21 protein-coding genes are annotated in these 23,767 nt (G+C 52.1%); 14 read left to right on the top strand and 7 right to left on the bottom strand.

The features are described from left to right. The first annotated feature begins 63 nt into the window (after nt 1–63). From gstA to N5923_RS14090, 3 genes are all read left to right on the top strand, one after another. Complete coding sequence (gene gstA / locus N5923_RS14100) at nt 64–666, top strand: glutathione transferase GstA (protein WP_017801642.1); 603 nt, start codon at nt 64–66, stop codon at nt 664–666. Nucleotides 667–781: 115 nt separating this feature from the next. Beyond that, entirely contained in the window at nt 782–1,606 is an 825-nt protein-coding gene (locus N5923_RS14095) for an AraC family transcriptional regulator (protein WP_267141982.1), read from the top strand. An 83-nt stretch (nt 1,607–1,689) separates the two neighbouring features. Next, nucleotides 1,690–2,655, top strand: coding sequence for a DMT family transporter (locus N5923_RS14090; protein ID WP_267141981.1), 966 nt, complete (start codon nt 1,690–1,692; stop codon nt 2,653–2,655). A gap of 1,057 nt (nt 2,656–3,712) precedes the next feature. Here N5923_RS14090 and N5923_RS14085 read toward each other — a convergent pair. After that, on the bottom strand, nt 3,713–4,108 hold the full coding sequence (locus N5923_RS14085) for a transposase (RefSeq protein WP_267141980.1): 396 nt from the start codon (nt 4,106–4,108) through the stop codon (nt 3,713–3,715). Between the two features lie 555 nt (nt 4,109–4,663). On the opposite strand from N5923_RS14085, the gene N5923_RS14080 reads away from it, so the two are divergent. Both N5923_RS14080 and N5923_RS14075 read left to right on the top strand, forming a co-directional pair. Then, nucleotides 4,664–5,920 (top strand): MATE family efflux transporter, encoded by a 1,257-nt coding sequence (locus N5923_RS14080; RefSeq protein ID WP_267141979.1) that lies wholly within the window; start codon nt 4,664–4,666, stop codon nt 5,918–5,920. A gap of 8 nt (nt 5,921–5,928) precedes the next feature. Beyond that, nucleotides 5,929–6,879: an ATP-grasp fold amidoligase family protein gene (locus N5923_RS14075; protein ID WP_267141978.1), complete on the top strand. Its 951-nt coding sequence runs from the start codon at nt 5,929–5,931 to the stop codon at nt 6,877–6,879. 62 nt (nt 6,880–6,941) lie between these two features. Here N5923_RS14075 and N5923_RS14070 read toward each other — a convergent pair whose 3' ends face one another. Beyond that, nucleotides 6,942–7,223, bottom strand: a complete 282-nt coding sequence (locus tag N5923_RS14070; protein WP_267141977.1) for a YjcB family protein — start codon at nt 7,221–7,223, stop codon at nt 6,942–6,944. 1,067 nt (nt 7,224–8,290) lie between these two features. Here N5923_RS14070 and N5923_RS14065 point away from each other — a divergent pair. Next, nucleotides 8,291–9,592, top strand: coding sequence for a diguanylate cyclase domain-containing protein (locus tag N5923_RS14065; RefSeq protein WP_267141976.1), 1,302 nt, complete (start codon nt 8,291–8,293; stop codon nt 9,590–9,592). Nucleotides 9,593–9,620: 28 nt separating this feature from the next. On the opposite strand, the gene soxS is transcribed toward N5923_RS14065, so the two are convergent. Beyond that, nucleotides 9,621–10,049 (bottom strand): superoxide response transcriptional regulator SoxS, encoded by a 429-nt coding sequence (gene soxS, locus N5923_RS14060; protein WP_267141975.1) that lies wholly within the window; start codon nt 10,047–10,049, stop codon nt 9,621–9,623. Nucleotides 10,050–10,139: 90 nt separating this feature from the next. Here soxS and soxR point away from each other — a divergent pair, with 90 nt between their 5' ends. The 4 genes from soxR (at nt 10,140) to N5923_RS14040 (ending at nt 14,844) form a co-directional block, all read left to right on the top strand. Continuing rightward, nucleotides 10,140–10,607 (top strand): redox-sensitive transcriptional activator SoxR, encoded by a 468-nt coding sequence (gene soxR / locus N5923_RS14055; protein ID WP_267141974.1) that lies wholly within the window; start codon nt 10,140–10,142, stop codon nt 10,605–10,607. A gap of 47 nt (nt 10,608–10,654) precedes the next feature. Then, nucleotides 10,655–11,317, top strand: a complete 663-nt coding sequence (locus tag N5923_RS14050) for a glutathione S-transferase family protein (RefSeq protein ID WP_267141973.1) — start codon at nt 10,655–10,657, stop codon at nt 11,315–11,317. Nucleotides 11,318–11,641: 324 nt separating this feature from the next. Then, nucleotides 11,642–12,991, top strand: a complete 1,350-nt coding sequence (locus N5923_RS14045; protein ID WP_267141972.1) for an NCS2 family permease — start codon at nt 11,642–11,644, stop codon at nt 12,989–12,991. Between the two features lie 203 nt (nt 12,992–13,194). Then, nucleotides 13,195–14,844 (top strand): Na+/H+ antiporter, encoded by a 1,650-nt coding sequence (locus tag N5923_RS14040; RefSeq protein WP_267141971.1) that lies wholly within the window; start codon nt 13,195–13,197, stop codon nt 14,842–14,844. Nucleotides 14,845–14,901: 57 nt separating this feature from the next. On the opposite strand, the gene N5923_RS14035 is transcribed toward N5923_RS14040, so the two are convergent. Next, on the bottom strand, nt 14,902–15,804 hold the full coding sequence (locus tag N5923_RS14035) for a LysR family transcriptional regulator (RefSeq protein WP_267140941.1): 903 nt from the start codon (nt 15,802–15,804) through the stop codon (nt 14,902–14,904). Nucleotides 15,805–15,906: 102 nt separating this feature from the next. On the opposite strand from N5923_RS14035, the gene N5923_RS14030 reads away from it, so the two are divergent. From N5923_RS14030 to N5923_RS14020, 3 genes are all read left to right on the top strand, one after another. Continuing rightward, nucleotides 15,907–16,335: a CidA/LrgA family protein gene (locus N5923_RS14030; RefSeq protein ID WP_017799028.1), complete on the top strand. Its 429-nt coding sequence runs from the start codon at nt 15,907–15,909 to the stop codon at nt 16,333–16,335. Further along, the gene (locus N5923_RS14025; RefSeq protein ID WP_267140940.1) at nt 16,328–17,026 is read left to right on the top strand and encodes an LrgB family protein; all 699 of its coding nucleotides are present in this window, start codon (nt 16,328–16,330) and stop codon (nt 17,024–17,026) included. Before N5923_RS14030 ends, N5923_RS14025 begins: the two co-directional genes overlap by 8 nt. Nucleotides 17,027–17,162: 136 nt before the next feature. Next, a complete protein-coding gene (locus N5923_RS14020; protein WP_267140939.1) occupies nt 17,163–17,705 on the top strand; it encodes a YfaZ family outer membrane protein in 543 nt (180 codons plus the stop codon). Nucleotides 17,706–17,769: 64 nt separating this feature from the next. Here the strand turns inward: N5923_RS14020 and N5923_RS14015 are convergent, their stop codons facing one another. The 3 genes from N5923_RS14015 to acs form a co-directional block, all read right to left on the bottom strand. Beyond that, nucleotides 17,770–19,431 carry a cation acetate symporter gene (locus tag N5923_RS14015; RefSeq protein ID WP_267140938.1) on the bottom strand — a complete coding sequence of 554 codons (1,662 nt, stop codon included), beginning with the start codon at nt 19,429–19,431 and terminating at the stop codon, nt 17,770–17,772. Further along, on the bottom strand, nt 19,428–19,739 hold the full coding sequence (locus tag N5923_RS14010) for a DUF485 domain-containing protein (protein ID WP_267140937.1): 312 nt from the start codon (nt 19,737–19,739) through the stop codon (nt 19,428–19,430). The genes N5923_RS14015 and N5923_RS14010 overlap by 4 nt, the downstream gene beginning before the upstream one ends. Before the next feature lie 209 nt (nt 19,740–19,948). Next, entirely contained in the window at nt 19,949–21,904 is a 1,956-nt protein-coding gene (gene acs, locus N5923_RS14005) for an acetate--CoA ligase (protein ID WP_267140936.1), read from the bottom strand. A 520-nt stretch (nt 21,905–22,424) separates the two neighbouring features. On the opposite strand from acs, the gene gltP reads away from it, so the two are divergent. After that, complete coding sequence (gene gltP / locus N5923_RS14000) at nt 22,425–23,726, top strand: glutamate/aspartate:proton symporter GltP (RefSeq protein ID WP_267145240.1); 1,302 nt, start codon at nt 22,425–22,427, stop codon at nt 23,724–23,726. Nucleotides 23,727–23,767: the final 41 nt, after the last annotated feature.

The raw sequence follows: 23,767 nt of genomic DNA, 5'->3' as shown, positions 1-23,767 counted from the left end.
CGCTACACTGGATCCCGCATAACGTTATCTTGTGAATCACTAAACGGAAAGGAATGACGGTTAATGAAACTCTACTACTGCCCGGGAGCCTGTTCGCTGGCGCCACATATTGTATTAGAAGAAGCTGGTTTGTCGTTTACTCTGGAGCGCGTGGACTTAAAAACTCACCGTACTGAGTCCGGTGAAGACTTTATGGCGATTAACAGCAAGGGGTATATCCCGGCGTTACAACTGGATAGCGGCACGCTGCTAACCGAAGGTGCGGTGATTTCGCAATATCTGGCCGACCTGAAGCCACAGGCGCAACTGATCCCGGCATCAGGTGAAGCGCGTTATCAGCTGCTGGAGTGGATGACATTTATCTCCACCGAACTGCATAAAAATATGGGCGCTCTGTTTAATCCGGCAATCTCTGATGACTGGAAAGCGGCGGTGACCGCCACCCTGACGAAGCGTATCAACTGGTTAAGTGAAGCGCTGGGTGATAAAAACTGGCTAAATGGCGAAGGTTTTACCATTGCCGATGCTTACCTGTTTACCGTGCTGGGCTGGAGCGGCCATGTCGGCTTTAGTCTGGACAAATGGCCAGCACTGCAGGCGTACCGGGCCAATATTGCCCAGCGCCCGGCGGTGATTAAAGCGATGAAAGCCGAAGGTCTGATCTAAGCGGCAGGCTGCGGCGGCTGGCATGGGCGGCGATAACGCCGCCCCTACAACAAACGTAGGGGAGCCGTTATCGGCTCCCGTTGTTTTGTTATCTATAATAGTCGTGAGGTTTGGCATGCAAGGGGTTCCGCAGCAGTTTCCGTGTGAAAAAGATCGCGCCCGGTTCCGGCATCTGCCTGAAATGCCGGGTGTGGAGCTGTATCATGCGCATATCTCCAGCTACGCCTTTGAGCCGCATACGCACGAAGCTTTCGGTATGGGTACTATCGATTACGGCGCCGAGCGTTTTCGTTATCGTGGCAGCAATTATGTGGCGCCCACTCACTCACTGGTGTTGATGAACCCGGATGAGCTGCATACCGGCGAATCCGCGACCGAGGATGGCTGGCGTTATCGCATGATCTATATCGAACCACAGGTACTGGAAGCGCTGTCCGGTGAACAGGGATGGTGGTTTACCGATGCCGTGCGCGAAGATCTGGCAACCTCGCAGCAACTTTCCCGCACGCTGGCCGCACTGTGGCAGGCTGATGATTCACTGGCAGTCGAGGGGCAAATGTTCAGCATTATGCAACTGCTGCGGCCCCATGCACGGGTAGCGAAAAAGCGGCTTGTCGAGCCAGCGCAGCGCTTTGATATCGTACGCGATTATCTGCGGGAAAATTTCACGCGCAATATCACTCTGGCTGAACTGTCGACGCTGGTGTCGCTCAGTCCTTACCATTTCTTGCGCCAGTTTAAGCGGCAGCATCATGTCACACCGCATCAGATGCTGATGGCCTTTCGTTTATATGAAGCCAAGCAACTGCTGATGCGCGGTATTGCCGCGGCAGAGGTGGCGGCGACGGTAGGGCTTAGCGATCAGGCGCATCTGACGCGCACTTTCGCCCAGCGCTACGGCATAACGCCGATCCGCTATCAGAAGCAGGTCACCGGCTGACGGCGATAGCGCAATCTTATACAATATTTCGCCGGCAGAATGCGGCACAGTAGCGGCGACTTCTCTTTTTTCAGGTGCTGAAGATGCTCGCTGGCGTAATGTTTGCCCTCTCTGCAGGCTTAATGTGGGGATTAATTTTTGTCGGACCGCTGTTTGTGCCGGAGTATCCGGGGGCGTTGCAGTCCGTTGGGCGCTATGTGGCCTTTGGCCTGATCGCTTTGCCGCTCGCCTGGCATGAACGCCATCGTCTGCGTCAGCTGGTGGCCAGCGACTGGATGGAAGCGCTAAAACTTACCGTAATCGGTAATCTTCTTTATTACACCTGCCTTGCCAGTGCCATCCAGCGTACGGGTGCACCGGTCTCAACCATGATTATTGGCACGTTGCCGGTGGTGATTTCGGTAACCGCTAATCTTTTATACAGCCAGCATGACGGTAAGCTCTCGTGGCGCAAGCTGACGCCCGCTTTGCTGTTGATTGCGCTGGGATTAGTGCTGGTCAACGTCGCTGAGTTAGCGGCGAACAGCGCAGAATTTTCCCTCTGGCGCTATCTGAGTGGCATTGCGCTGGCGCTGGTGGCGGTGGCCTGCTGGACCTGGTATCCGCTGCGCAATGCGCGCTGGCTCAGGGAACATCCTGATAAAAAACCGGGCACCTGGGCGACGGCGCAAGGGCTGGCAACCCTGCCGGTGGCGTTAATCGCCGGCGTGCTGGTGAGTATCCAGCTGGCGTTGACGCAGCCCGCCTTTGCCCTGCCATTCGGTCCGCGGCCAGAAGTGTTTATTCCCCTGATGCTGGTGATCGGCCTGTTGTGCTCCTGGCTGGGCGCGCTGTGCTGGAATGAGGCCAGCCAGCGTCTGCCGACGGTACTGGTAGGGCCATTAATCGTATTTGAGATACTGGCCGGGCTGGCATATACCTTTATGCTGCGCCAGCAATGGCCGCCGCTATTGACGTTGCTGGGCATTATCTGCCTGATTGCTGGCGTAATTTATGCGATGCGCATCAAACCCACCGTAAAAATTGTCGAAGTCTCGTCGGCAAACTGAGCATAATTCTGACTGAGACTGGTACCTTTTATTACGCAAGGGGCGCAATTATTTAAGAATATGCGCACCCTTTAGCGCGCCCGGAAATCAGCTTAAGGCTGTTTGATAAGCTTTTTCCTGCCTTGAACGCGGTGTTGATATTCCTTTTATCTCTATAAATGTTCACTTTGGCACATCCAGCGGCGCGTTTAGCGGCTGGATACCACTGCTTTCCTGACGGTCAAATCGGCCGGACGCGGCTCTGTTAAATTATTTTTGCGCTTTCCAGTGGGATAAAGCGTCATTTATGTGATCTTGATCACGTAATTTTGCGGGAGTGGATCGTTGTTTTTTCCGGCAATTTGACTACGCCCCTGCCACAAGCGGTGCAAAAATGGCTATAAGAATTGTCGCTAATAAAATTTTGATGGATCTGGCGAAGCTAAAAGCAATCTACTGAATGCTTTGCGCCGCTTAAAGCCAAATTTTTGTCAGGATTTGCTCTGACGCGATCCAGCTGATGATGGAATAAAAGCGGCAGATGGCTGGCAGCAAGCGGGGTTTACTCAGGTGATAGTTAAGCAGTTGCAGTCTGAGCTGTCTGACAGGTTAAGTATTTCTGGGTGAAAAATAATCAAGTCGTTAGCATTATTAAACCATTATCAATGGCAATCCTCCTGGTCGGATTGGCGCAGACGACAATAAGCGCAGCGACAGGCTCGGATCGGCGGAAAGGGGTTTCAGGACCAGCTGACCTTTTTTGCACAGCGGCAGAAGAATGGCGGGAATGTTTACCATTGCTAACCTTGTTTATGGAAATACTGGCTGAACAGTAAACAGTGATAAAGTAATGAGTGGCGCGTCCATCGGAGTGTGAAACCGATAAACGCGCCTGAATAGCCTGATATTAGGGGGGTTTAAAATAATCGGTTAAGAAAACAGCCAAAGCCACCCTGATCCCAATACTTAAAGCATCAGAAAAGAGAAGGACTGCTTGTTAAAAATTGACCGTTTTAATCAAAAGCATCCATATTTAATTTTTGGCATTATTCTGACTGATAATAAAAAAATACAGATATTACTGGCTGTCGCAATGTAAAGGATAATGGTAGACGCTGCGGCTGATATCCAGCAGTCGACAGCTGCGCCGTGTACCGATTTCATAGGTATCCTGAAGGAAATTAACAGCCTGGCGCTTGTCATTAGTGGTAAAGAAGTGCTTGAGAACGCTCTGCAGCATCTCTTTATCGGCGCTAAGCATCTGCACTTCCCGTTCCACAGCTTGTAATTTCTCTTCCAAGTCCTTGATTTTCCTTCCATCTTCAGAGGACAAACCCGCGTATTTCTTTTTCCAGCTATAGAATGTTGCCTCGGAAATCCCCAGCTCATCGCAGATCTCCTTAACCTTAACGCCACATTCTGAAGCTTTAATAGCGTTGGTGATTTGCTCTTCGCTATATCGTGACTTTCTCATAAATGCATTTTCCTTTCTAAAGTATTAATGATTGAGATTAACCGCAATTAACTCTGGCACTGTTCATCCAGAATATATCTGCAGTGTTTTTAAGTACGAGATTTGAATTGCAAGGGTTAAGTTAAATTATCTTTTAGAAATAGCATCATGGGAATTGTCTTATTTTTTATTAATTGAGTTTGGATGACTTTCGAGAAAGGGTTTTTTGATATAGATTCGTTCCATGCCAATCGGGAAAGCGCATTCAAAGCTTGAGTGGTTTAAGCAGCAGCATTTTTGGTCGAATAAACGATTATGCATTGAAAAATAAATACAACCATTTTGTGAAATCGTTTACATAACGGAGCCGTTACTGGCCCAAAATTAAGCAGAGTCAACCCAGGGTAATTCTTAGGTAAATTTTATTTCCAGTGTTTCGGCGAAGTTTATACAACGGTTGTTTTTAATAATAACCCGCGACCCTTTTTCGCCAGCATGCCTTTTGTGAAATTGTCAATTGTGGACAAGGATGTGTTGTATTAAGTGGTTTTTTTTGGAAACACAAAGGATGAGTCGATGAAATTCAGCGTAATGTCAAATGCCGCCTGGATGATGTCAGAAAAAATTGTCTCTGTTTTTGGCGTGATATTTGTGACGTCTTACGTCGCCAAATCGTTTGGACCGGCGGTTTTCGGCCAGATAGCGTTCTCTGCCTCGCTGTTTTCGGTGGTGCAGACTGTCGCTATCTTTGGCACGGAGACCATACTGTTTAAACGCATCAGTAAAAGCGCGCAGAAAGGTGTGAAGCTGATGGCAGTGGCGAAAAAAATGCGCATCACCATTTTTATGCTGCTGTCGATGCCGGTGCTGGCTTACGTCTGGTATGCCATGCAGGAGAATTTTGTGGCCTTTGCGATCGCCTCTTTTCTGGCGGCGCTGTTTGTTACCCAGGACACATTTAGTGTCTATAACAATGCGCGGCTGGCTTCGCGGCTGAATACGATGGCGAATGCAACGGGGATGACATTAAGCTTCGCGCTAAGTTTTTTTATCGCCTGGTTCAAAATGAATCCGCTATTCCTGACGTTGTCGATTGTTTCGGTAACGCTGGTGCCTTATCTGATTAAACGTAACTTTTTTTATCAGAGTCATTCAGATATTGCGCCACCCAGGCATAAAAGAAAAAAATATTTACGTTATTTGCTTTATGCCGGTCTGCCGTTGGCCATTTCCAGCATATTTATATCGATTCAGGTAAAAATGGCGCAGTTCTTTTTAGTCGGCGTCGGTTCTTCACAGGATCTCGGTCTGTTTGCGGCGGCAAACACAATTTCGGCTTCATGGATATTTATTCCTGTAGCCATTATTACATCATGCTTTACGGAGATTTTCAGAGAACGCTCTGATGTCGCGTTTAAGCTGGCCGCAAGGCTGCATGGTTATGTTATGGCGGTATCATTGCTGATGCTTCTGCTCGTTGCAGTTTATGGCGAAAAGCTCATCATCACACTTTATGGGCAAGACTACACACAATCAGGAAGTCTCGTTACGTTATTGTCGATAGCAACCTGCTTTTCGGCTATGGGGACGGTGGCCTACCGTTACATGGTGAAAGAGGGGGGATTTAACTATCTGCTGAAGAAAATTATCAGCCTGATGGTTATCAGCCTTCCCACTTCATATCTGTTAATTCAGTCTTTTGGCTTAATGGGTGCGGCGTGGAGTGTTTTTATCACTGAGTTATTATCCCTGACCGTAATGAATTACTTCTTTAAAAATGGCGTCATCAAAAAAATACAAGTTTCCTCACTCAACTACAAAACCTACAGATGAGGTGAAAAATGTTGAAGTTTAAAGATGAATTACGAAGAAGCGTCAAGTACTTCATCAAGAAAATGCCGTGGGCATACCAGGACCGGATCCATTATTTTCATAAATTTAAAAAATTGCCGAATATACGCGAGCCTAAGTTGTTTAATGAAAAGGTGCTGTATCGCAAGTTTATAAATGGTGATTATATCCGTTACGGAAGATTGTCTGATAAATTTTTGGTGCGCGATTATGTCGCCAGCACCATTGGTGATGAATATTTGGTACCGTTGGTTTATGAAACTGACGATCCGACTACACTGCTCAGCTTAACATCTTTGAAAGGCACCGTGATTAAACCGAACCATGGTTCAAACATGGTGGATATTTTGCTTGAAGAGCCAGATTGTCTGCAGAAACAACTGATTGTTAATCGTTGTATCGAATGGTTGCGCAAAGATTTCTCCAGCGAAGCGCGTGAGATTCACTATCGTTATATCCGGCCGCGTATCCTGGTCGAAAAGTACATTGGTGACGGCAAGGCGGCGCCGGTTGATTACAAGTTTCATATGTTTAACAAGAAAGATGGATCTTTCGAATATGTGTTGCAGGTGATCTATAACCGCAGTATGCCGGCACTGTCGATGAACTTTTACGTCAACAATCTGAGCGATGCTTTTCACAAGATTCGCGACACCGGACTGGATATTTCTGCGGATATGCACTCGCTGGTGCATGCGCTGGAGCTGAGTAAAAAGCTGGCGTCGGATTTCGACTATGTGCGTGTCGACTGGTATATCAACGAAGGGCATGTTTACTTTGGCGAGCTGACGTTTACGCCGGGTGCAGGTCTGGTCACCGGTCTTGATCGCGGACTGGATAAGATGATGGGCGCGATGTGGATTCAGGACAGCCTTCAGCCCCTGCGTCCGGATGCGGTGGTGCAGGATGTCACGATTCCGGCAATGTTGAAAAAAGTATAACGGCGAAGTAAGTGCCGGATGGGAAATGCGGGCTGTATGTGGCCCGCATTTTTGCTGCAGAGTTATGGCAGCAGAATATTGTCAGGCTGATGGCTCATTACATCGATAAAGACATCTTTGGTCACCTGCCATGCATAGCTCAGGTTCTCCGCGCTTAGCGTGATACCCAGCAGGCCGGTAACAAACCAGCAGGACATACCAATACCCACGCCGCTAAACACAAATGCCATGGCATTACGGCTGCTCTGACGGCATTTAATCTTAAAGGTGCTGGCAAAAAACATCATCACTGCACTCAGCAGTTCCCAACGCATCAGTACAACACTTGCGGCAATGGTACCCATCAAACAAACCTCTTCACGCGATATCAGATATGCCCTGACGAAAAATTGGCATCACCATCCGGTGTTGAGGAATTGCCAGGGAAGCTTCTCAACCCACTGACCCATGGGTCAATTGTGTGATGTGGATCACATTATATCATTGAGTTTTAAAAATTGAACAAAATTTACACTTGGTATGGTAGTTCCGCTGTCGCATGCTGCGGCTGCCACCGTTCGCCGGGAAAATCTTAATTTTCGTGCGGGGAAGTCTTCAGTGACGGGGATTCGCTATTTAGCTTCTCTGCTAAAGTATTATTAATTGCAGATGAAGAAGTGGTTAATTCGGCCGCTAATTCAGCGCCGATTTTATATGAAATAGCCATTTTTTATGCCTGGCTACTGTCAGATAACAGTAAGTTTACTGAAGTAAACACTGATAAGTTATGCTGATTTCTTTTTAAATAAAAAAGAAAACTTAAGCCAAATATTTTGTAAAAGTCCTTATAAATCATTGTGTTGATTTAATTTAATTAGATTAATATTTTAGCGCCTTAGATAATCCAGGAAACTTTCTCATTGTGTCATTGCTGGCAAATCAACCTATTTAAGATGAATCTTACCTACTAAAAAGTTGTACTATTTTCCGATTGGCTGTAGAGTTTTCTGCCTGCCATATGTAATTGACCCTTATTCTGATTTTATTATCAGGATGAGTTTTCTATTATTAAAAAATAATAGTGAATTAACAATAAATCGGCCTGGCCGAGCATTAGAACAGTATCAAATACCGTGGAGTATTTATGTTTACTTATGTTCTTTATTGGCAATACCTTTTACACCACCAGGAGAACGACAACCATGACCTACCTGATTTGTCCCGCTGCAGGCCACAAACGTAGTTGAAGGCCGCAAGGTTGAGCCGCGCCTCCTTAGTCAGTGGCCTCTCAACACCTGAAGACCTTTTCAGTCAATATTACTCTGCCCTGATTGTGGGGAAACAGGCAACGGCCGTACAGATGATATTGTCAGAGGGTCATCGCTGCAGCAGTTAAGCGCGCAGGTTATTGCGCGCCAGCCAGGACATGATGATGGTTAAACGTAATCCGCAAGTCAGCTATGTGGTTGAGCCGCACCGACGCATACTTCCCACGCTGCGTCAGTCGCTACAACGAATTCATATGGTGATTATCCTTGTTTCGCTACTGATCTCGGGGATTTCGCTCTCAACGCTCTCGTTGTTCGCGTTGCGCTACTATGCCGAAAATAATCTACAACTGGTGGCTTCGACCATCAGTTATAGCGCCCAGCCGGCAGTGTTGTTTAATGATCGCAACAAAGCCAGTGATGTGCTGAAGGTGCTGGGTGGACGCGGGCAGTTTTCACAGGCCACTATTTTTAATGCCAGTAATCAGCCGCTGGCCAGCTGGCAGTCACCGAAACATCAGGTGCAAAACAGTATCGATGGGATGATTGCCCGCTGGTTGTTTCCACAGCCGGTGAGCCTGCCAATGATTTATAACCAGCGCGAAGTTGGCCGCGTGTCGATTACCGGCGACGCCAGCGTAGTGACGGCTTATATCTATCGGGCATTTGCCTGGCTGGGCGGCAGTTTATTGATTACCGCGCTGATAGCGGCTTATCTCTCCCAGCGGATGCACGCGGGAATTATTCAGGGCCTGCATAGTATTGCTTCCGTGGCACATGACGTACGCAAACGTCGTGCTTTCTCCCAACGGGTTCCTTCATCGGAGATCGCCGAATTGAATAAGTTGAGTCTGGATTTTAATGGTTTGTTAGATGAGCTGGCCGAGTGGCAGCGTCATATGGCGCGTGAGAACGCTGACCTTGCGCATCAGGCGGCGCATGATTCACTCACCGGCTTGCCTAACCGCGCGCAGTTTGAACGTGCTTTAGCGCGCCAGTTTAGTCTGGGCGACGCGCGCAACAGCCTGGCCGTGCTGTTTATTGATGGCGATCGCTTTAAGCAGGTCAACGATACCTGGGGACACGCCGCTGGCGACGCGGTACTCGGGACTACGGCCGGGCGTTTACGTGCGCATCTGCGTAAAGACGATCTGGTATCGCGCTTTGGTGGCGATGAGTTCGCTATTATGCTGACCAATGTGGAGTCGCCGGATCAGGCGGCGCAGGTGGCGCGTCATATTATGGCGGCGATGCTCCAGCCGATCACCTTGCCGCAGGGCGAGAGTGTGCAGCAGTCACTCAGTATCGGTATTGCCCTCGCGCCACGTCATAGCAGCCCGCAGGCGCTGCTGGCGCAGGCTGATGCGGCGATGTATCACATTAAGCAACTGGGCGGCGGCTGGTATTTCTCGCCATCATGCTGGGAAGCCGGTGCGGATAAGCCGGCGCGGGGGACAAGCCACTGATCCCCTTCGCTGGGAAGGGGAGAGTGGTTTAATTGACCGGGCAGTATTCACCGTTAGTACGCTGGCTGTAGCTGGCGTAGTGTTCACTACAGTCAAAGCTCCAGTTCGCCGGACGCTGCTGCATATTTTGCCGACGCATGCGATGGCGATAAGCGGTAGGCGTTTGCGCAAACTGGCGACGAAATACCCGCGAAAAAGTCTGCTGCGAGTCATAGCCATATTGCATCGCAATATCAAATACCGGGCGCTGGGTCTGAGATAGCGCTTCCGCTGCCAGCGTCAGGCGACGCTCACGAATGTATCCGCCCAACGTCTGTTTCGTCACTGAACGGAACATACGTTGCAGGTGCCACTTCGAGTAACCCGATTTTGCCGCCACTTCATCAATCGACAGAGTTTTATCTAAATTCTGCTCAATCCAGTCAGTCAGTGTATGAATAATGTCGTTATGCATCATGACCTCATCCTTCATTTTTAAAATTTTGATTTCGCCGTTCTGTTGGGGGAGGAGTATAATTCCTCAAGTTAACTTGAGGTAAAGCGCTAAATGAAAAAAGATCGCAATAGTCAGAAAACGGTTCTGACGCCCGGAGATGTGGCGAAACGTTGCGGTGTGGCGGTATCCGCGCTGCACTTTTATGAATCGAAGGGCTTAATCTCCAGTACGCGTAATGCCGGTAATCAGCGGCGCTACAATCGTGATGTGCTGCGTCGCGTGGCGATTATCAAAATTGCCCAGCGTATCGGTATTCCGCTGGCGACGGTCAGCGACAGCCTGATCAATGCACCGGCGGATAAACGCATTTCGGTAAAAGCCTGGGCAGAGATGACCCGTCAGTGGCGCTCGGAACTGGACAAGCGTATTGAAACCCTGACGCGCCTGCGTGACCAGCTGGATGGCTGCATCGGTTGCGGCTGTCTGTCGATGAGGGATTGTCCGCTGCGCAACCCCGACGATCGGCTGTCACTGCAGGGAACTGGTGCGATTCTGCTGGATCCGGAAATTGAATCGTAGCGGCAGGGTCTATACTAAGAAACCGTCCCTGAACAAAAGGTTACCTTATGATTACGGTTCACCATCTGAACAACTCCCGCTCACAGCGCGTCCTCTGGCTGCTTGAAGAGCTGGAAGTCCCCTATCAGATCAAACGCTATCAGCGTGAAGAGAGCATGCTGGCGCCGGAAGCGTTAAAAAAAGTGCATCCGTTGGGTAAATCACCGGTGATTACCGATGAAAATCGCGTGATTGCCGAGTCCGGGGCGATTATTGAGTATCTTGCCGGTAAATATGACCATGAATATCGCCTGAAACTTTCTGATGTCGATGAGGAGCTGCAGTCTCGCTACTGGCTGCATTATGCCGAAGGCTCATTAATGCCGCTGCTGGTAATGAAACTGATCTTCAGCCGCATGGGTAAGCCGCCGGTGCCCTGGTTGTTACGCCCGGTTGGCGCGGCCTTTGGCAAAGGGGTGCAGAAGGGCTATCTTGATAAACAAATCGCGACGCATCAACAGTTTATAGAACAACATCTGGCCGCCCATCCGTGGTTTGCCGGACAACATTTCAGTATTGCCGATATCCAGATGAGTTTCCCCATCCAGGCACTGGCCACCCGTGGCGCCGGTGAGTTGCAGCCCCATACCCGAGGCTGGCTGGAGAAAATTCAGGCCCGCGCGGCATGGCATCGCGCCATCGCTCAGGGCGGTGAGCTGACGCTAAGCTGAATGGTTTTCTTGCGTTGCGCAACAAAGGTTTCATCCTCCTCTGCGCAGCGACCCCCCTATAAGAAAAGTGTATTACGAGGCGCTGTTTCTGATGCGTAAAGTCAGATCTGTGCACGCGATAACCATGATCGTGTCAAACCAGGGCTAAAAAGGGCCAGTCAGCGGTAAACAGCAGTTGAAAAACCGCTATTAAAGGCAGGATAATCGTTTGCCTTTTTAGCTGGCCCTGTAAGTAAACGTTTGCCTGCGCCATTAAGTGCCAGACAGGGCCAGGATACATACAGCGCTTCACTTCATCATAAGAAATCTCAGGGGATATTCTCTATGTCGACTCCTTCACGCCAGGCAGGCGGCTCTATGGATGCCTGGTTCAAAATCTCTGCGCGCGGCAGTACCGTGCGTCAGGAGGTTATTGCTGGCCTCACCACCTTCCTGGCAATGGTCTACTCGGTGATTGTGGTGCCGGGTATGCTGGGCAAAGCAGGCTTCCCGCCAACTGCGGTGTTTGTCTCAACCTGTCTGGTTGCCGGTTTTGGTTCCATTATTATGGGGCTGTGGGCTAACCTGCCGCTGGCGATCGGTTGTGCCATTTCACTGACAGCGTTTACCGCCTTTAGCCTGGTGCTGGGCCAGCAGATCAGTGTGCCGGTAGCACTCGGCGCGGTGTTCCTGATGGGGGTGCTGTTTACCGTTATCTCGGCAACCGGCATTCGCGCCTGGATCCTGCGCAATCTGCCGATGGGTGTGGCGCACGGTACCGGCGTTGGTATTGGCCTGTTCCTGCTGTTAATCGCCGCTGATGGTGTTGGCCTGGTGGTAAAAAACCCGGCTCCGGGTTTGCCAGTGGCGCTGGGTAACTTCGCTTCTTTCCCGGTATTATTGTCGCTGATTGGCCTGGCGGTGATTTTTGGTCTGGAAAAACTGCGCGTGCCGGGCGGCATTTTGCTGACCATTATCGCGATTTCGATTATCGGCCTGATTTTTGATCCGGCGGTAAAATACCAGGGGCTGTTTGCGATGCCCAGCCTTAGCGATGCCAATGGCAATTCGCTGGTGTTTAGCCTCGATATTCTTGGCGCGTTAAAACCGGCGGTACTCCCCAGCGTGCTGGCGCTGGTCATGACCGCGGTATTTGATGCTACCGGCACCATCCGTGCGGTGGCGGGTCAGGCTAACCTGCTGGATAAAGACAATCAGATTATCAACGGCGGCAAAGCATTGACCACTGACTCAGTCAGCAGCATTTTTGCCGGCCTGGTCGGCTCCTCGCCAGCGGCGGTCTATATTGAATCGGCGGCGGGTACGGCGGCGGGCGGCAAAACCGGCCTGACGGCGATTGTGGTCGGCCTGCTGTTTATGGTGATTCTGTTTATGTCACCGCTGGCTTATCTGGTTCCGGCTTATGCCACGGCGCCAGCGCTGATGTATGTTGGCCTGCTGATGCTGAGTAACGTGTCAAAAATCGATTTCAGCGACTTTGTCGATGCGATGTCCGGTTTACTGGCGGCGGTGTTTATCGTGCTGACCTGCAATATCGTTACCGGTATTATGCTGGGCTTTGGTTCGCTGGTGATTGGCCGCATTTTTGCCGGTGAATGGCGCAAGCTGAATGTCGGCACCGTGGTGATTGCGGTGGCGCTGGTCGCCTTCTATGCCGGTGGCTGGGCGATTTAAGTCCCTCAGGCGAAGGGGAAAGGATTCCCCTCCGGACCATCCTGCGGTATATCTGCGCTTTTATGCCAGATTCGTCTCTAATTTTCCCAATCGCACGTCATGTTTTTAAACCACCCGCACTTTTGTTTTACAATGCCTTGAGGCATGTCGTTCCCCATGCCGTTTTTACACCGCCTGTTGGAAGAAGGGGCTACAAAGAAAGCATGGAAATCTTTTTTACAATTCTGATTATGACGCTGGTGGTATCGCTCTCCGGTGTTGCTGCACGTATTATCCCGTTCCAGATCCCGCTGCCGCTGGTGCAAATTGCCGCTGGCGCAATGCTTGCCTGGCCTACATTTGGTCTGCACGTCGACTTCGATCCTGAACTGTTCCTGGTACTGTTTATTCCACCGCTGCTGTTTGCCGATGGCTGGAAAACACCCACCAGTGAATTTATCCATCATGGACGCGAAATTCTCGGGCTGGCATTAGTGCTGGTGCTGATTACCGTAGTCGGTATTGGTTACCTGATTTACTGGATGGTGCCAGGCATTCCGCTAATTCCGGCGTTTGCGCTGGCGGCGGTACTGTCACCCACCGATGCGGTCGCGCTCTCCGGCATTGTCGGCGAAGGGCGGATACCGAAGAAAATTATGTCGATACTGCAGGGCGAGGCGTTGATGAATGATGCCTCCGGCCTGGTGTCGCTGAAATTTGCCGTCGCCGTGGCGATGGGCACCATGGTGTTTACCGTGGGCGGTGCCAGCGTTGAGTTCGTTAAAGTGGCGATTGGCGGCCTGCTGGCCGGTGTTGCCGTCTGCTGGCTGTTTGGTAAATCACTGCGCCTGTTCAGTCGCCTGACCGGTGACGATCCGGCCACGCAAACCGTGCTGTTGCTGCTGCTGCCATTTGCCTCTTATCTGATTGCTGAACACCTTGGCGTTTCCGGCATTCTGGCGGCGGTAGCGGCCGGGATGACCATTACCCGTTCCGGCATTATGCGGCAGGCGCCGCTGGCGATGCGTCTGCGCGCCAACAGCGTCTGGCAGATGCTGGAGTTTGTGTTTAACGGCATGGTGTTCCTGATGCTGGGTCTGCAATTGCCGGGCATTCTGGAGACTTCGGTGGCGCAGGCGAATGCCGATCCGAATGTGCAGCTGTGGATGCTGTTTACCGACATTGTGCTGATTTACGCCGCACTGATGATTGTGCGCTTTGGCTGGCTGTTGATTATGCAGCGCCTTAGTCGCCGCTTCCTGAAGAAGCGCCCGATGGAGTTTGGCAACTACTCTACCCGTGAATTGCTGATCGCCTCCTTTGCCGGAGTGCGCGGCGCTATCACGCTCGCCGGTGTGCTGTCGATTCCGCTGCTGCTGACCAATGGCGAAGAGTTTCCGGCACGCTATGAACTGATTTTCCTCGCGACCGGGGTGATTCTGTTCTCGCTGTTTGTCGGGGTGATTTTACTGCCGATTCTGCTGCGTGGCGTGGAAGGCATCGATAAGTCGGTGCATCGCCATGAGATGCAGAACGCCCGCGCCGCGATGGCCGGTGTGGCGATTGAGAGCCTGCATAAGATGGAAGAGCGGCTGGCGGTCGATACCGAAGAGAATATCGATACCGAGTTGCTGAAAGAGGTGAGTGCGCGTGTGGTCGGCAATATGCGTCGGCGTATCGATGGCAAAGAGGATATGGAGCGCGCGCTGTTTGCGGAAAATCTTGAGCGCCGCTTCCGTCTGACCGCGCTGCGTGCCGAGCGTGGTGAGGTCTACCATTTGCGTGCTACGCAGCAGATCAGTAATGAAACCATGATGAAGTTGCTGCACGACCTGGATCTGCTGGAAGCCTTGCTGGTAGAGAAAGAAGAGTAAACGCGATACGGGCGGCGATTTGCACCTGCCGTAATGACGGCGTTCTCGCCGCCCATCTTAAACCGATAACGTCGGCGCTTCGCCCGGCCAGAACTCTCGACAGCAGCTGATCCACGCCTGCGCACTGCGCGATAAATAGCTGCCTTCACGCCAGATCAATCCCAGTTTCCACTCCAGATCCGACTCCAGCGGCAGCCACAGCAATAACTGTTTATCCAGGCGCTGACAGATAGGCTCCGGCAGAATCGCAATGCCCATCCCCGCCTGCACCATCGCCGCGAGGAAATCCCACTGACCGCTGCGCACCGCAATCTGCGGGCTAAAGCCGCTGCGCTGGAAAGCGCGCATCAGCTGACGATTCAGCGAGAACTCTTCGTTGTAGATCAGGATCGGATGTTCGGCCAGTTCCGCCAGCGCAACGCTGCTACGGCTGAGCCACTGTTCGCTGCGCGGCACCAGCACACATAGCGGATGGCTCATCAGCGGCAGGGTATTCAGTGATACCCCTTCCGCCAGTGGTAATGCCGTCAGGGCTAAATCGAGGCTACCGGACTGCACCGCCTGCTGCACCGTCAGGCCGCCAGACTCCGAGATTTTCAACTCAATGCCGGGATAGCGCTGGCGAAAGGCGGAGATCGAACCGGCAATCTGCATGCCGACCATCGGCGGGATCCCCAGTCGCAGTTCACCGGTTTTCAGCTCATTAATATCACTGATTTCGGTCTCCAGCTGCTTAAACTCCTGCAAAATCGTCTGCCCGCGCTGATACACCGCCTGGCCGCTGTCAGTCAGATGCAGCTTACGCCCTTCACGGATTAACAGGGTGCAACCCAGCTCCAGCTCCAGCTGGCGCAGCATTTTGCTGATCGTCGGTTGGGTGACAAACAGCTTCTCTGCCGCGCGGGTAAAGCTTTGCTGGCGTACTACTTCAACAAAATAGCGCAGCGCTCTGACGTCCATAAACATTCCTTTAAGGCATGGTTTCAATGATTTTAATTCATTTCATTCACTGTTTGTCACTGATTTATACTGACAGCGCTGAATTCTTACGAGGAAACGATCATGGCATTGGCACTGCAGCCGCAAGGCGCGGGAAGACTGCAACGTTTACAGGTGCCGCTTCAGGTGGCGCTCTATGCCGGGATGTTTATTGCATCAGAGCAACTGGTGGAGTGGCTGCATCTGCCGCTTCCGGCCAATATCGTCGGTATGTTGTTGCTGCTGGCGCTGATTATGCTGCGCGTGTTGCCGCTGGACTGGGTGCGTGCGGGTTCAAAATGGTTGCTGGCCGAAATGCTGCTGTTCTTTGTACCGGCGGTGGTGGCGGTAATTAATTATTCGCAGCTGCTGCGCGTCGAAGGCTGGCGCATCTGCCTGGTGATCGCCATCAGTACCATTCTGGTGCTGGCTTCTACCGCACTGGTGGTGGACCGGGTGTATCGTTTTGAAATCTGGCTGGCGCAACGTAAGCAGGCGCGCCGCGATGAGTGATTATATTCTCAGTGTGCTGTGCCTGATCGCTACCCTGCTGATCTACTTCCTGAATAAACGCCTCTATCGTCGCTGGCATAAGCTGCTGCTGATGCCGCTGGTGATGACACCGATGGTGCTGGTGGCGCTGTTGATCGTGACGCATATCTCCTGGCAGGACTATATCGGCGAGAGCCACTGGCTGTTATGGCTGCTGGGTCCGGCAACCTTAGCCTTCGCCGTGCCGGTATATGAAAATATGGCGATTATCCGCCGTCACTGGATGTCGCTGAGCGCCGGCGTGATTACCGCCACCACGGTAGCGGTTTGCAGCTCGGTGTGGCTGGCGCGCCTGCTGACGCTGCCGGAAGAGATTCAGCGCAGTCTGGCGGTACGTTCGATCACTACGCCTTTTGCCCTTGCCGCGGCGAAGCAGCTTGGTGGTCAACCCGATCTGGTGGCGCTGTTTGTGGTGATTACCGGCGTATTTGGCATGGCGATTGGTGACCTGCTGTTTATCCGCCTGGCGGTAAAACAGGGGCTGGCAAAAGGCGCCGGACTGGGGGCGGCATCCCACGGCGCTGGCACCGCCAAAGCTTACGAAATGGGTCAGCAGGAGGGGGTGGTTTCCAGCCTGGTGATGATGCTGTCGGGGGTCGTGACAGTGGTTATCGCGCCGGCAATTGGCCATATTATGTGGGCGACGATTTAGCTTTAGTAAGCGATTACTTACCTGACGCAGCGCAAAGTATCGTATATCCGGTTGTTAATTGGTTTTTTTTTCGTTTACCATTCACCCTCTAAATAGGTCAGTGAACGTATAAGCCAGTTCAGCATGGAGTTTGGCAATGAATAAAATTATTTTAAGCAGTGGCGTAGCGATGTTGTTGTTAGCGGGTTCAGCGCAGGCAATTGAAGGTGGTGTTGATGTGGGTGAGCACTACACCAACCTGAATGTTGGCCTTGGAACCACCACACCAGGCCTGAGCCTGTCCGGTAACTGGATGCGCAGCGACCACGACGGCAGCGTGTCCGGCGTTGGCCTCGGTTATAACATTGAAGTCGGTTCGGTGTTTTTATCACCCGGCGTAAAAGCGATGTTTATCAGCCCGGAAGATGCTAAAGACGGTTATGCCGTGGCAGTTGGCGGCGGCGTGCAGGTGCCGGTAACCAAAATGCTGGGTCTGTATGGTGAATACTATTACTCACCAGATTCGTTCTCCAGCCGTATCGACAGCTATCAGGAAGCGTCCGCTGGCCTGAGCTTTACCCCGATTTCGCTGCTTAATCTGCGCGTGGGTTACAAATATCTGGCGCTCGACGGCAAAGATGGCCGTAAAGACAATGTACTGGCCGATGGTCCGTATATCGGTGGTTCAGTGCGTTTCTGATTTGCGCAGTGGTTTATCTGAGAAAGCCGGGCAATCTGATTGCCCGGCTTTTTTTATCGACTGATCAATGCGCTTTGCTGCTCTGATCAATGCCGACACCAGTTTGCGAGCGTACAAACTGCGCCGGGAACAATTTGCGCTCTGCTGCGCCTTCAGCCGATTTATCGGTAATGGAGAACGCCCAGATGCCGATAAAGGCCACCAGCATCGAGAACAGCGCCGGATACTCGTACGGGAAGATAGCCTGCGGGTTGCCTAACACCTGCACCCACACCGTTGGACCAAGGATCATCAGCACCACCGCCGTCAGTAAGCCAAGCCAGCCGCCAATCATCGCACCGCGCGTGGTCAGCTTTGACCAGTACATCGACAGCAAAATAATCGGGAAGTTACAGCTGGCGGCAATCGAGAAGGCCAGCCCTACCATAAAGGCGATATTTTGCTTCTCAAACATAATCCCCAGCAGAATGGCGACGATGCCAAGGATCACCACGGTGATTTTCGATGCTCTGAGCTCTTCACGCTCGGTGGCATGACCTTTGCGGAATACGCTGGCATACAGATCGTGGGAAACTGCCGAAGCGCCTGCCAGCGTCAGACCGGCGACCACCGCCAGAATGGTGGCGAACGCCACCGCCGAGATAAAGCCAAGGAACAGACTTCCGCCCACCGCATCGGCCAGATGGACGGCTGCCATATTATTGCCGCCGATCAGCAGTCCTGAGGCATCTTTAAATGCCGGATTCGCGCCGACCAACAGAATGGCGCCAAAACCGATAATAAACGTCAGGAAGTAAAAGTAGCCCATAAAGCCGGTGGCGTAGAGCACGCTTTTTCGCGCCTCTTTGGCATCGCTGACGGTAAAGAAACGCATCAGAATATGCGGCAAACCGGCAGTACCAAACATCAGCCCCAGACCCAGCGATAAAGCGGAAATCGGATCGTGCACCAGTCCGCCCGGGCGCATAATATCCTGGCCTTTCGGGTGAACCGCCATTGCTTCCGTAAACAGATTATTGAAGCTGAAACCGACGGTTTTCATCACCATAATCGCCATAAAGCTGGCGCCAAACAGCAGCAGCACCGCTTTGATGATCTGTACCCAGGTGGTGGCCAGCATGCCGCCAAACAGCACGTACAGCACCATCAGAATGCCGACCAGCACCACGGCGATATGGTAATCCAGGCCAAACAGCAGCTGAATCAGCTTACCGGCGCCGACCATCTGCGCAATCAGATACAGTGCCACCACTACCAGGGAACCACAGGCCGAAAGGGAGCGAATCGGTTTCTGTTTCAGGCGGTAAGAGGCCACATCGGCAAAGGTGTAGCGGCCAAGGTTACGCAGCCTTTCGGCTATCAGGAACAGGATAAGGGGCCAGCCCACCAGGAAGCCAAGCGAGTAGATTAAGCCATCATAACCGGAGGTATAGACCAGCGCCGAAATACCGAGGAAAGAGGCGGCCGACATATAGTCACCGGCTATCGCCAGACCGTTCTGAAAGCCGGTAATATTGCCCCCCGCGGTATAGTAATCGCTGCGCGTGCGCGTGCGTTTCGCCGCCCAGTAAGTGATGCCGAGGGTAGCGGCAACAAACACCAGGAACATAATAATGGCTTCGTAGTTAGTCGGCTGCTGCTTTACCGCGCCGGTGAGGGCATCGGCGGCCAGCGATGACAGAGGGAGCAGCGCTAATGCTGCCAGCAGTGCATTACGCGCTTTCATCCTTTTACCTCTCTGAGAATTTGTTTGGTCAGACGTTCAAATTCGCCATTGGCGCGCCAGACGTAAATCGCCGTGAGCACAAACGAGATCACGATCAGCCCGACGCCAATCGGAATGCCGCGGGTGACATTGGTGCCTTCATGCAGCGGGGTGCCGAGCCAGTTGGGGGCAAAGGCGATAAGCAGAATAAAACCGACGTAAAGCACGAGCATGATGACGGAAAGTAGCAGGGCGAAAGCCTGGCGCTTGCGCACCAGCTCTTTAAAACGCGCACTGTTTTCGATCCGCTGATAAATGACGTCATTCATCACAGCATCTCCAGAGGTGGGTGGGAGGCTATTTTGCTTGCCACTTTGCGTCCGGGAAGTGCTCACCATCCTCACGTACTACGTGTACGTTGCGGTGGCTGTGCGCTTGCCGGACACAAATTGACTGCGCCGATAACGCCTCTTGCGTAGGGTGTTTCTTATTGTTTTAAAATTTAACGGCCCCCTCCCGTTACGGGAGGGGGTAAAACTTATGGCATCTTAATGGTCTGTTTTTCTTCAACTAATTTCTCAACCACACCAGGATCGGCGAGGGTTGAGGTATCACCGAAGTTACTGGTGTCACCCGCGGCGATTTTGCGCAGAATGCGCCGCATAATTTTGCCGGAGCGGGTTTTCGGTAGCGAATCGGTCCAGTGCAGCACATCCGGGGTGGCAATCGGGCCAATCTCTTTGCGTACCCAGTTACGCACTTCGCTGTACAGCTCTGGCGTCGGATCCTCACCGTGATTCAGGGTGATATAGGCATAGATCGCCTGGCCTTTAATACTGTGCGGAATGCCCACCACCGCCGCTTCGGCAATTTTTGGATGGGAAACCAGGGCGGATTCTATTTCGGCGGTGCCAAGACGGTGGCCGGAAACATTCAGCACGTCATCGACGCGACCGGTGATCCAGTAGTAGCCATCTTCATCACGCCGCGCGCCGTCGCCACTGAAATACATATTTTTAAAGGTGGAGAAGTAGGTCTGTTCGAAGCGATCGTGATCGCCAAACAGCGTACGCGCCTGGCCTGGCCATGAATCGACAATCACCAGGTTACCTTCGCACGCGCCTTCCTGCGGATTACCTTCGTTATCCACCAGTGCGGGCTGTACGCCAAAGAACGGCTTAGTGGCTGAACCGGCTTTTAGCTCGGTGGCGCCTGGCAGTGGGGTGATCATAAAACCGCCGGTTTCCGTCTGCCACCAGGTATCGACTATCGGGCAACGGCCATCGCCGATTTTGTTGTAATACCACTCCCAGGCTTCCGGGTTAATCGGTTCGCCGACCGAACCCATTATGCGCAGCGAGGAGCGGTCAGTGCCCTCAATGGCCCGGTCTCCTTCGGCCATCAGCGCACGGATCGCGGTCGGTGCGGTATACAGCAGGGTGACTTTATGTTTATCCACCACTTCCGCCATCCGGCTCGGTTTCGGCCAGTTAGGCACCCCTTCAAACATCAGGGTGGTGGCGCCGCAGGCCAGCGGGCCATACAGCAGATAGCTGTGACCGGTGATCCAGCCAACGTCGGCGGTGCACCAGTAGACGTCATCCGGGTGGTAATCAAAGACATATTTAAAGGTGCTGGCGGCATACACCAGGTAGCCGCCGGTGGTGTGCAGCACCCCCTTCGGTTTACCGGTTGAGCCGGAGGTATAGAGGATAAACAGCGGATCTTCCGCATTCACCTCTTCCGGCTGGTGGTGGGCACTGGCGCTATTCACCAGCTCGTGCCACCAGAGATCGCGACCCGGAGTCCAGTCAATCTCTTTGCCGGTGCGGCGGAACACCACCACATTGGTGATCGATTTAACGTCAGGATTGTTCAGCGCGTCATCGACATTTTTTTTCAGCGGAATGGTGCGCCCGGCGCGAATGCCTTCATCGGCGGTGACGACCAGTCGGGCATTACAGTCGACGATACGTCCGGCTACGGCTTCCGGCGAAAAGCCGCCAAAAATCACCGAATGCACTGCGCCGACGCGCGCGCAGGCCAGCATGGCGACAGCGGCTTCCGGCACCATCGGCATATAGATAGCCACCACATCGCCTTTATTAATTCCCAGCTCTTTCAGCGAATTGGCAAAACGGCACACTTCACGATGCAGCTCGCGGAAAGTCAGGGTTTTACTTTCACTGGCATCATCACCCTCCCAGATAATCGCCGGATGGTCGCCACGCTCGTGCAGATGACGATCCAGACAGTTCGCTGCGAGATTCAACGTGCCATCTTCAAACCAATTGATCGCAATATTGCCAGGCGCGAAGGAGGTGTTCTTCACGCGGGTATAAGGTTTAATCCAGTCAAGTATCTTGCCCTGCTCTCCCCAAAAAGCCTCGGGATCTTGTACCGACTGCTGATACATCGACTGGTACTGTTCTGCATTGATCAGGGTATGTTCCGCAATGTTTGCGGGCACGGGATGCTTATGTATTTGGCTCATGGCTGGTCTCCTTGAAGTTGTTAATATTATGTCAACCAAAAGTTAATTAAAGACAGGAATCACGCTTTGTTTCTTTTTTGCGCGACAGATCACGGGAATTATCGACCTGAAATTTCCAAGATTATTACGCGCTTGCCATGGGTACAGGTTGGGAATGTTCTGCCCTAAAGTGTAGGAAAGGTCCAATTGCGCTGCCTAAAAAATCAGCAAACGGCACTGGGCGTTATTTGCACAAAACTGCATAGCTATGCCAAATAGCGTTTAAATATTACTTTTTATAACAGCAAGTTATGCTTTCTATAACTTATCAGCATTTTATCCTGTTGCACCGCCCGGCTGGCGCGCGAACGCGCTAAGGGTTGCTTTTATGCCGGTGAAAATGGTACTGATTACGCGCCTGTTATGCAGGCGTCAACCATCAATAACCCTCGATTTTATCGGATTACTGTCCGCCTCCCATAAGTGTAAAGCTTCCGCATGCAGTGCGTGGAAGTGGGGTTTTGTTAAGGAATTAAGCGTTATGAAAGGTTTTAAAATCAGCCTTGCCTGGCAAATTCTGATTGCTCTGGTGCTGGGGATCGTCGTCGGTGCGATTCTGCATAACCAGCCAGAACAGCGTGAATGGTTAGTCAGTAACTTTCTTAGTCCGGCTGGCGATATCTTTATCCACCTGATAAAAATGATCGTCGTGCCAATAGTGATTTCCACGCTAATCGTCGGTATTGCCGGCGTGGGCGATGCGAAAAAACTGGGTCGTATTGGTGTCAAAACCATAATTTATTTTGAAGTGATTACCACCATTGCCATCGTGGTAGGTATTACCCTGGCCAATGTGTTCCAACCTGGTAGCGGCATTGATATGTCGACGCTGGCAACGGTGGACATCTCTAAATACGAAGCCACGACAGAGCAGGTGCAGAGCGGTGCACACAGCCTGGTGATTACTATTATGTCCCTGATTCCGACGAATATTTTCGCCGCAATCGCCAAAGGTGACATGCTGCCAATCATCTTCTTCTCAGTACTGTTTGGCCTTGGCCTGTCGTCACTGCCGGCAGAACATCGCGATCCACTGCTGAAAGTGTTCCGTTCAACCTCAGAAGCGATGTTTAAAGTGACGCATATGATTATGCGTTATGCCCCGATTGGCGTCTTTGCGCTGATTTCGGTAACCATCGCCAACTTTGGTTTTGCTTCACTGTGGCCGCTGGCGAAGCTGGTGATCCTGGTGTACGCCGCGATTCTGTTCTTTGCCTTTGTGGTGCTGGGCAGCGTGGCGCGTATCTGTAAGTTGCGTATCACTACTCTGATGCGCATTCTGAAGGATGAGCTGATCCTCTCTTACTCCACCTCCAGCTCGGAAACGGTGCTGCCGCGGATTATGCAGAAGATGGAAGCCTATGGCGCACCGAAGTCGATTACCAGCTTTGTGGTGCCAACCGGTTACTCCTTTAACCTCGATGGTTCAACGCTGTACCAGAGCATCGCGGCGATCTTTATCGCCCAGTTGTACGGCATTGACCTGTCGATTGGTCAGGAAATCGTGCTGGTGCTGACGCTGATGGTGACCTCAAAAGGGATCGCCGGTGTACCGGGCGTCTCCTTTGTGGTGCTGCTGGCGACGCTGGGCAGCGTCGGTATTCCACTGGAAGGACTGGCGTTTATTGCCGGTGTCGACCGTATTATGGATATGGCGCGTACCGCGCTGAACGTGGTGGGCAATGCGCTGGCGGTGCTGGTGATTGCTAAATGGGAAGACCAGTTTGATAGCCAGCAAGCCGCCAGCTATGAACTGAGTCTGCGAACCCAGACCGCGGAGTAATCTCTGACCCGTCCTCCCCGGACGGGTTTTTTCGTTATATA

The organism is Winslowiella arboricola, assembly GCF_025527015.1.
In the GTDB taxonomy this organism is placed as follows: Bacteria; Pseudomonadota; Gammaproteobacteria; order Enterobacterales; family Enterobacteriaceae; genus Erwinia; species Erwinia arboricola.
Note: the sequence above shows the minus strand (reverse complement) of the source record. Positions and strands in the feature narration are given on the sequence as shown.